Here is a 9,078-nt window from a genome sequence, read left to right as displayed (position 1 = left end):
CCTCTGTGGAGGCGGCCTGCTCGGTGGAGCCCTGGGACAGCTGCTCGGCCGAGGACGACAGTTCCTGCGAGCCCGCCGAGACGTTGCCGGCCGCCGCGTTCGCCTCGGTCACCACGGCGCGGAGCCGCGCCAGCATCGTCTGCAGGGCGAGACCCATCGTGTCCTTGTCGGAGAGCGGCTTGGCCTCGACGGTCAGGTCGCCCCCCGCGATCGCGTTGGCGAGGGCGGCGGTCTGCCTGAGATTGTCGGTCATCCGGTTCATGGCGGTGATCAGGTCGCCGATCTCGTCGTTCGATTTGACCGCGATCGTCTGGCCCAGATCGCCGACCGCGACGGCCTCGGCGAGCGACACGGCCCGCGCCATCCCCCGGGCGATCGAGACCGCGAGCCACCCGGCGATGCCGAGGCCGAGGAGGAGCGCGCCGGCCAATGTCGCCAGCATCAGCGTCTGGCTCTCCTGCGACGCCGTCTTCGCGTGCTCGACCGCCTCCGCCATCTGGCGGCCCTGGTAGTCGGACAGGAGGTCGAAGGCCTGGTTGGTGGCGATGGACGCGGCGCTGTACTCGCCCGACACGAGCTCGATCGCGTGGATGGGTGCGCCGGGCTCGATCGTGGCCAGGGCCCTCTGGAACGAGGCGAACCAGGTCTCGAAGCTCTTCCGGACCGTTTCGGTGGGAACCTTCAGGGCCGCGCCGACCCGGAGCAGGTTGTCCAGGCTGCGCCCGATCTCGTCGCGCAACTGCTTGGTCGCAGTCACGTGCTCGTCCAACCCGGCGACGCTGACCGCGCCCGTCGCGGCTTGCAGCCGGCCCCAGGCCCGTTCGAGGGGGATCTGGAAGGCCAGCACCGCCTTGATCAGATCGATGGAACGCTCGTCGGCCTTGGCCGTGAGAGCCTCCAGTTCCGTCCGCAGCACAGCCATGGCCGGGCGACCCACGCCGAGGATCTCCGCCCAGGCCCGGGCATTGGCATTCATCCGGGCCAGATCCACGATCCGGTTGCCCAGAGCGACCTGCTTCTCATACTTTTGGTCGAGATCCTGGACGAGCCGGGCACCCTCGTCGGTCGTGGCACCGACCTTGACCTTGGCGATGATCTCCTGCGCGCGCTTGCGGTTATCGAGGGCGCGCTTGAGCGAATCCGCAATCTGGGCGTCGTTCACGGTGATCACCGCCGTGCGCAGGTTGGAGGTGCTGCGGATGGTACTGCCCTTGGCTTCCAGCACCAGGGCCTGCGTCTCCGCGCGGCCGCGGAGGAACGCCTGGCTCCTGTCCGCCGCCACCAGGCCCTGGTAGCCCACCCCGCCGGCCAAGCCCGCCAGAATCAGCAAGGCGCCGAACCCGCCGGCCAGCTTGGCCTTGATCGAAACCCGCATCGCTTCAGTCCCTGCCGATCAATTCAAGATTGCTTGCATGTCCGGGATGATGACGAAATCATCCCCGGACTTGACGATGGAGCGGATGTATTCGGGCCGCCACGACGTGCCGATCTTCGGCGCCGGCTGGCGGGTCTCCAGGGCGACCGCGGTCACCTCGAACACCTTGTCGGCCACGAGCGCCACCAGGGTCGGATCGCCGTCGAGATCGAGCTCGATCACCACGAACCGGGTGTCCGGCGTCGCGGCCTCCATCGGCATGCCGAAGCGCTCGCGGATGTCGGCCAGCGGCACGACGTTGCCGCGCACGTTCACCACGTGGCCGAGATGCGGCCGCGCCCCGGCGACCCGGGTGGTCGGGATCGGGTCGATGATCTCCCGCACCATCCCGGCCCCGAGCGCGAAGGTCTCGGGGCCGATGCGCATCATCACGACCTGCAGGGCGTGGCCCTGCTCGATGGCCTCGACGAAGTCGGTCATCACGCCACCTCACGGTAGTCGCGCAGCCCGTCCGGGGCGGCGCCGATCTGTCCACCGGCCATCAGCTGGGCCGGATCGATGATGAGCGCCGCGGTGCCGTCACCGAGGATCGTGGCGCCCGAGAAGGTCGTGACGTCGGCATGCAGCTTCGAAAGCGACTTGATCACCGTCTGGTGGTTGCCGAGGATCTGGTCGGCCACGAGCCCGAACCGGGCCTCGCCCACCGAGACGATGATCACCTTCTGGTACGGGTCGGGCTCGCCGGTCGCCTCGAACAGGCTGCGCAGCCGCAGGAACGGCACGAGGTCGCCGCGGATGTTCAGGAAGTCCCGGCCGCGCTCGCTGCGCCCGCTCTCGGGCAGCTCGACGCATTCCTCCACGGCCGCCAGCGGCAGCACGTAGCGGCCGTCGCCGACCCGGATCAGCAGGCCCTCGATGATCGCCAGCGTCAGCGGCAGGCGCAGCACGACGGCGGTGCCCGCCCCCGGCTCGGTGGTGATGTCGATCGAGCCGCGCAGGGCCTCGATGGTCTTCTTGACCACGTCCATGCCGACGCCGCGGCCCGACAGGGCCGAGATCTGCTGCGCGGTGGAGAAGCCGGGTGCGAACAGGAACTGGTAGACCTGCTGGTCGGTGAGCGGGATGCCGGGGGCGACCAGCCCGCGCTCCTCGGCCTTGGCGCGGATGCGCGCCACGTCGAGCCCGGCGCCGTCGTCGCGCACGGTGACGAGGACCTGGGCGCCGACATGCTCGGCGGCGAGCGAAATGCGCCCGGTCGCGTCCTTGCCGGAGGCGGCCCGGTGGGCCGGGTCCTCGATGCCGTGATCGATGGCGTTGCGGATCAGGTGGACCAGCGGATCGGCCAGGCGCTCGATCACGGTCTTGTCGAGCTCGGTCTCCTCGCCGTCGGTGACGAAGGTCACGGGTTTGCCGAGATCCCCCGACAGGTCGTGGACCAGCCGCCGGAACCGGCTGAACAGCGCCCCGATCGGCACCATCCGGATGCTCATGGTGGTGTCGCGCAGCTGTGCCGACAGCCGCTCGATCTCCTCCGCGATGGTGTGGAGCCCGCCATCGGCGTGCAGGCCGGCGAGCTGGCTCAGCCGGGCCTGGGCGATGACCAGCTCGCCGACCCGGTCGAGCAGCTCGTCGAGCCGCTCGGCCTCGACCCGCATGGTGCTGGACCCGCGCGGCTCGGAGTTGCGGGCCGGGCCCCGGCACTCGGCCTCCGGCTTCGCGGCGGGCGGGGTCGCGGGCTTGACGGCGGGCGCCGGGGCGGACCGCTCCGGGGCCGGAACAGGCACGGGCGCCGCCACGACGGCGGGCTTGGGGGCGGGTTCTGGCGCCGGCTCGGGGGCGTCCAGCGGCGCCAGGCTCAGGACCATGTCGTCCCGGACGAACAAGAAGACGTCCTCGATCGCCTCCCGGGTCGCGGCGCCGCGGAGCGTCACGTCCCAGCCGAGCGCCAGGCTCTCCGGGTCCAGGGCGGCGAGGTCGGGCAGGTCGGCCAGCCGCGGCACCACGGTGCAGGGGCCGAGATCGCGCAGCTCGTCGAGCAGCGCCAGCGGGTTGGTGCCGTTGCGCAAGACCTCCGGGGCGAAGGCGATCCCGATCCGCCACCCTTCGGGCGCGGCGTTCAGGCTCGGGGCTTCGGGTTCTAGCTCTTGGGCGGTCTGGGGCTGGGCCGAGGCCCGGCTCACCAGGCGCTCGAGTTCGGCCAGGATCGCCTCGCCGATCACCGGGGCGGTGGAATCCGGATCCTCGATCAGCGTGCGGATATAATCCTTGGCCGAGAGGGACACGTTGACCAGATCGGCGCTGATCGGGACCTCGCCGCGCCGGACCAGGTCGAACGCGGTCTCGAAATCGTGCGTGAAGGCGGCGACCCGGTCGAAGCCGAACATCGCCCCCGATCCCTTGATCGTGTGCAGCGCCCGGAACGCGGTGTCGATCAGCGCCGAGTCGCCCGGCCGGTCGCCGAGGTCGAGCAGGGTGGTCTCCAGCCGGTCGAGAAGCTCGTTGGCCTCCGCCAGGAACACCTCTCGCGGATCATGGTCAGTCATCGTCGAGCAGATCCAGTTGTGCCGTCTTCCGAGGCATTCGGGCGATTACCGGCCCGTGAAGCCGCCGACCGGAGGCTAGATATCGCGATCAACCGGGTTGACGCCCGATCGGCACCAAACTCGGTCTACCGATCGGGAATCACCATACTTTAAACCCCTTAAGAAAAGAAGTCCTAACGTCGTTAAAAAATCCGCCTGATCGGAACTTTCCTGAAGAAACTTCGTAACACCAAGCGTTCAGATCTGTACTTTTTTGCAAAGACTCTAAGTTTCTATTTCGCCAATCCGGCACAATATCGATTGTGCACAAATAAACCACCGGATGTTCCGGTAGTTGCGCTACAATACCTGAAGTAGATCCAACCAATAATGTCGCCGGATGGCGAAAACTGGCACCGACCTAAAACAGATCGATCCCGGCGAGCGGATCGTCTTCGTTTTCCTCGGCCGGCGCCGCCGTTCCGAGCAGGCGCCGGGACATCCGCTCCCGGACCTCCCCGAGGGTGCAGCCGGCGATGGTGGCGGCGATCCAGTCCAGTTCCGACCCGGCGGCGTCGGCGGGGCGCTCCGGGGCGGCCCGCAGCGCCCGCAGGATCGCCTGGAGGTTCTGCATCCGCTGCTTGGCGAGATCCTGGAACTGCATCGCCACGATCGCGCCCGAGACGTCCTGGGTGATCGCCTCGGTGGTCTGCACGGTCTGGGTCAGCACGCCGGCGAAGCGCGAGCTCTGCTCGACCAGGGCCTGCATCACCAGGCGCACCCGGGCGTCGGCGTTCCGGCTCTCCTCCGACATGTCGATGGTGGCGATGTCGTGCAGGAGCGCGTGGCTGCTGCGCAGGCCGCCGGCGATCGAGCCGATCTGCTGCTTGATCACCCCGGAGAGCGTGTTGATCGTGCCGGCCAGGCTGCGCACCTCGTCGGCCACCACCGCGAAGGCTTTTCCCGCCTCCCCGGCCCGCGCCGCCTCGATCTTGGCGTTGAGCGCCAGCAGGTTGGTCTGGCGGTTGATCTTCTCGATCTCGGCGATGCTGCCATCCACCGAGGACAGTTCGCCCAGAACGCCGTTCAGCGCGTCCTCCATGGTGGCGCCGCGCGACGACATGAAGCCGATCCGGTCGTTGAGCATCGCCAGGATCTCGCCGAGCGCCGCCGCGACCTCGGCCAGCGGCCGCTCGGCGCCGTCGATCCGCACCGACTGGATCGACGTCACCAGCCCCTGCACGATCTCGGATTGGCCGCGGGTGGTCGCGGCGATGCGCTGGAACCGCTCCGACAGGCCGTGCACGTCGGTCTCGACATCCGCCGAGATGATCCCGAGTTAGTCGATCAGCGCGTCCAGGGTCTTGCGCTGGACCTCCGACAGGCCGAGCCGGGCCTGAAGGATATCGGCGGCCCCGAGCGGGTGCTGCGGCGCAGCCGGCTCGGCGGCGGGCGGGAGCCCGGCCAGGGCGAGCGCGCCGCGCGCATCCGATGCCTCCACGTGCTCCGACTTCAGAGTCGCGCGCCCCCAAAAGACCATCGATCTGTATTCCTCGGACTCGGCCAGCTCTCGCCGGGGACAGGCTCGAATTGACGGCCGTGAGCCGCCGGTTTCTAAGCCGGGCATCTGAATGAACAGTTATGCCGCATTCTATATGTGGAGCGCGTGACGCGATTTCTGCGATCCACCGCGCACAAAGATCGCTGCTAGACTTTCACGTGCGAATATAAATGCATATCGCATATCCGTTCATACGTTCGATCGAATATCAGTTGCTTCCGATCGACGATCGGAGCCGACCGCCGTACAAGCTACTCAATACAAAAACGTCTTCCGGCAGCCGACGAGCAGTTTTCAACAGAAAACGTTGGATAAAGCCTCGGACCTGCTGGGTCCTTATGGCCTCTCAAGGGAAACTTAACAGGACCGACTCTTAAAGCGGTCGACTGCAGCCAGTCTGGCCGCGCACCAGCAGCGGATTCCTCATGGCCGAACCTGTCACCCTCACGATGCCGCCGGATTGCACGCTCCGGACGGCGCAGGCGCTCCAGGCCGACCTGCTGGCGGCGCTCGACGGCGCGTCCGGCCTGGCGCTGGATTGCGCGGCGATCGAGACGGTGGACGTCACCTTCGTCCAGCTCGTCGTCGCAGCCGCCCGGTCGGCCGCGCCGCGCGGCGTCACACTCGACCTGACCAACCTGCCCGACACCGTCGCGGCGGCCTTCCGGCGCGCCGGCTTCGCGCCGCACGCGCCGTTCGCGACCGCACCCGCTCACTGATCCCAGAACCGGATTTTTTTCATGGCCACTGTTCTCGCCGTCGACGATTCACCCAGCATCCGGCAGATGATCAAGATCGTCCTGGGCCCCGCCGGTCACACGGTGATCGAGGCCGAGGACGGCGCCCAGGGCTTGGCCAAGGCCAAGGCCGAGGCGATCAACTTGGTGATCACCGACCTCAACATGCCGGTCATGAACGGCATCGAGATGATCAAGCAGCTGCGCACGGTGCCGTCCTGCGCGGGCGTGCCGATCCTGTTCCTGAGCACGGAATCGGACGAGGCGATCAAGCAGCAGGCGAAATCCGCCGGCGCCACCGGCTGGATCACAAAACCGTTCAAGCCGGAGCAGTTGCTGGCGGTGGTGGCGAAGCTGATCCGCGCCTGAGCGGGCGGCGCCGCAGCGCAGGAAACATCACGTCTCCCCTGTGCCGCGCGGGCTACGACGTTCACGCACCGTCTTCGGCGAAGCGCGACGTGCTCGCCTCCCCTTGTGGCTACGGGCTACACAGGTTTGAGGCACAGGCGCTGTTGCAGGCCGCGACGCGCCCCCTCTCCCGTGCGGGAGAGGGTTGGGGTGAGGGACCAGGTCTTTCCGGAAAGGTCTTATCCCTCACCCTGTCCCTCTCCCGCACGGGAGAGGGGACCCGAGCCTTCTGCGCCCACGGTATGAAAGCGGCTACGGTCGAAACCTGTGTAATCCTTAGACCCTGTTGGGAGGGAAAACGCGTGGTGTTTCGAGCGCCTGCGGGCGAGCAAAAGCGCGCCCGCAATGCCGCAACCAAGAATCCAGTCCCGCCGCAGATGATCTGCAATAACCGGTGCAACCCACGCGACAGACCTCGAAAACCCCTCTCGAAACCCGGTCTCGTCCCTAAAATCAGATCCGCGTGTGGATGAGCACGGCAGCGGCAACGTGGGACCGGAACGGGACCCCCACCGGCACGTTGACCGGCGCCATCACGATGCAATCACGGCGTCTCACACAGTTCGGCACAGCGGGTCGGGTACAGAATGGGCGGTCAGCCACCAGGGTCCGGAACGGCTGCGCCGCAGGCGACGGCCCCGGCTGGGGAGTCGAGCCAGGGGCCTGGGGCGGCCGGGACCATCGCGCTGAGCGACAGCTTCCGGCGCTTCGCCGACGTGGTGCCGCTGATGCTGTGGCGCTCGGACGAGAACGGCCATGCCGTCCACCACAACGAGTGCTGGCTCGACTTCACCGGGCGTCCCCTCGAGGAGGAACTGCGCCTCGGCTGGCGCAGCGGCCTGCATCCCGAGGATTTCGAGCGCCACGCCCGGATCGTCGCCGAGGCCTTCGCGGCCCGGACGCCGTTCACCGTGGAGTTCCGGCTGAAACGGCATGACGGCGTCTACCGCTGGCTGCTCGACACCGCCCGGCCGCTGGTCGAGGACGGGCGCTTCCAGGGCTATCTCGGCTCCTGCTTCGACATCACCGACCGCAAGCATGCCGAGGAGCATATCGAGCAGGCGCTCGCCGAGAAGGAGGCGCTGCTCGCCGAGGTCTACCACCGGGTGCGCAACAACCTCCAGGTGATGGTCAGCCTGATCGGCCTCTACGGCCGGGCCGCCCCGGACCCGTGCCGCGGCAGCTTCGAGGCGCTCGGCCAACGGGTGCGGGCGATCGCGCTGGTGCAGCAGCACCTGCACGAGGCGCCCCACATCGCGTCGATCGACCTGCACGATTACCTCCACCGCCTGGCCTCGGGCCTCGGGCAGCTGCGGCGGGCCGGGCGGATCAGCGTTCAAGTTGGCGGATCCGGCACCGGGCTGGTCGAGCCGCGCACCGCCAACGCGCTCGGCATGATCGTCGCCGAGATCGTGGCCGAGTGCCTCGACGCCACCGCCGAGCACGTCGCCTGCTCCATCGCCATCGAGATCGAATCGGCCGAGGGCCACCCCTTGCGCGTCTCGATCGTCTCCGGGGTCAGCGAGATGGCCGCCACCGGTCGCTCCAATATCCCAAAGCTCGGGCCGCGCCTGATCGCCGCCTATGCGGCCCAGGCCGAGATCCGGGTGAGCGGCGATGCCAGCATCGCCGAACCGCTGATGCTGATCCTGCCGCCGACGCAGCCCCCGGAGCCGTGAGCGCCGGCGCCGCGCCCCCTGGTGCTTCGCGATGGAGTCGCCAGATCTTTGCCGGGGCCTTATAGCGGCCCCGGCCCATTCCAGATCCGGTCCACCATGGTTCCCCCGATCGACACCATCGTCGAGAATTTCGCCTTCATCGACGATTGGGAAGAGCGTTACCGCTACCTTATCGAGCTCGGGCGCGCCCTGCCGCCCGCCGACCCGGCGCTGCATGCCGAGACCAACAAGGTCCAGGGCTGCGCCAGCCAGGTCTGGATCGACCTCGACGTCGACCGCTCGGATTCGGAGCCGCGCCTGCGCATGCGCGGCGACAGCGACGCCCACATCGTGCGCGGCCTCGTGGCTCTGATGATCGCGCTGTTCGACGGCAAGCCGCTCCGCGAGGCCGCCGAGACCGACGCCTTCGCGCTCTACACCAAGCTGGGTCTCGGCGAGCACCTGACCCCGCAACGCTCCAACGGCGTCCGCGCCATGGCCGACCGGGTGCACCGGGACGCGGTGCGGTTTCTGAAGGTCGAGGGGTAGGACGCGGGGCCAGCCGGCGATCCGTTCGACCGCCCGCTCCCACCCTCCCCCTCATCCCTACGCGCTACACAGGTTTGAGGGGCAGGCGTTGTTGCTGATCGCGACAGGCCGCCTCTCCCGGGCGGGGTACGATGTTCACACATCTGCGGACGAAGCGCGGGTCCCCTCGCCCCGCTTGCGGGGAGAGGCCCGCACGGACCTCGTCGTCCGTGCGGGAAGCGCAGGCGAAGCCGGAGCGGCGGTGAGGGGGCGGTTCAGGACGAGGCGC

General features: G+C 68.3%; 9 protein-coding genes. 4 read left to right on the top strand and 5 right to left on the bottom strand.

Features of this window, described 5'->3' with window-relative positions:
• The 5 genes from MKL20_RS02860 to MKL20_RS02840 form a co-directional block, all read right to left on the bottom strand.
• Positions 1-1,375, bottom strand: a 1,375-nt coding sequence (locus MKL20_RS02860; protein ID WP_244035401.1) for a HAMP domain-containing protein, incomplete at its 3' end; no start/stop codon positions are given.
• Between the two features lie 18 nt (positions 1,376-1,393).
• Positions 1,394-1,855, bottom strand: a complete 462-nt coding sequence (locus MKL20_RS02855; RefSeq protein ID WP_244035400.1) for a chemotaxis protein CheW — start codon at positions 1,853-1,855, stop codon at positions 1,394-1,396.
• On the bottom strand, positions 1,855-3,918 hold the full coding sequence (locus MKL20_RS02850; protein ID WP_244035399.1) for a chemotaxis protein CheA: 2,064 nt from the start codon (positions 3,916-3,918) through the stop codon (positions 1,855-1,857). Before MKL20_RS02850 ends, MKL20_RS02855 begins: the two co-directional genes overlap by 1 nt.
• Positions 3,919-4,318: 400 nt before the next feature.
• Positions 4,319-5,203, bottom strand: a complete 885-nt coding sequence (locus tag MKL20_RS02845; protein ID WP_313902702.1) for a methyl-accepting chemotaxis protein — start codon at positions 5,201-5,203, stop codon at positions 4,319-4,321.
• A gap of 33 nt (positions 5,204-5,236) precedes the next feature.
• Complete coding sequence (locus MKL20_RS02840) at positions 5,237-5,437, bottom strand: hypothetical protein (protein ID WP_244035398.1); 201 nt, start codon at positions 5,435-5,437, stop codon at positions 5,237-5,239.
• Between the two features lie 446 nt (positions 5,438-5,883).
• Between MKL20_RS02840 and MKL20_RS02835 the strand changes: the two genes are divergently transcribed.
• The 4 genes from MKL20_RS02835 to MKL20_RS02820 all read left to right on the top strand — a co-directional run bounded on the left by MKL20_RS02835 (position 5,884) and on the right by MKL20_RS02820 (position 8,810).
• Entirely contained in the window at positions 5,884-6,177 is a 294-nt protein-coding gene (locus tag MKL20_RS02835) for an STAS domain-containing protein (RefSeq protein WP_244035397.1), read from the top strand.
• Between the two features lie 21 nt (positions 6,178-6,198).
• Positions 6,199-6,564, top strand: coding sequence for a response regulator (locus MKL20_RS02830; protein WP_243962551.1), 366 nt, complete (start codon positions 6,199-6,201; stop codon positions 6,562-6,564).
• Between the two features lie 626 nt (positions 6,565-7,190).
• Positions 7,191-8,282 (top strand): sensor histidine kinase, encoded by a 1,092-nt coding sequence (locus tag MKL20_RS02825; RefSeq protein WP_243962550.1) that lies wholly within the window; start codon positions 7,191-7,193, stop codon positions 8,280-8,282.
• 96 nt (positions 8,283-8,378) lie between these two features.
• Entirely contained in the window at positions 8,379-8,810 is a 432-nt protein-coding gene (locus tag MKL20_RS02820) for a SufE family protein (protein ID WP_243962549.1), read from the top strand.
• Positions 8,811-9,078 lie beyond the last annotated feature (268 nt).

The organism is Methylobacterium sp. E-066 (assembly GCF_022829635.1).
Taxonomy (GTDB): Bacteria; Pseudomonadota; Alphaproteobacteria; order Rhizobiales; family Beijerinckiaceae; genus Methylobacterium.
The sequence above is the reverse complement of the archived record's forward strand: the minus strand, read 5'-3'. Positions and strand labels throughout refer to the sequence as shown.

What these genes read in the sequence shown, in the direction of transcription:
- MKL20_RS02855 (WP_244035400.1), bottom strand. Translation starts at nt 1,855, where the DNA reads ATGACCGACTTCGTCGAGGCCATCGAGCAGGGCCACGCCCTGCAGGTC.
- MKL20_RS02850 (WP_244035399.1), bottom strand. Translation starts at nt 3,918, where the DNA reads ATGACTGACCATGATCCGCGAGAGGTGTTCCTGGCGGAGGCCAACGAG.
- MKL20_RS02840 (WP_244035398.1), bottom strand. Translation starts at nt 5,437, where the DNA reads ATGGTCTTTTGGGGGCGCGCGACTCTGAAGTCGGAGCACGTGGAGGCA.
- MKL20_RS02835 (WP_244035397.1), top strand. Translation starts at nt 5,884, where the DNA reads ATGGCCGAACCTGTCACCCTCACGATGCCGCCGGATTGCACGCTCCGG.
- MKL20_RS02830 (WP_243962551.1), top strand. Translation starts at nt 6,199, where the DNA reads ATGGCCACTGTTCTCGCCGTCGACGATTCACCCAGCATCCGGCAGATG.
- MKL20_RS02825 (WP_243962550.1), top strand. Translation starts at nt 7,191, where the DNA reads ATGGGCGGTCAGCCACCAGGGTCCGGAACGGCTGCGCCGCAGGCGACG.
- MKL20_RS02820 (WP_243962549.1), top strand. Translation starts at nt 8,379, where the DNA reads ATGGTTCCCCCGATCGACACCATCGTCGAGAATTTCGCCTTCATCGAC.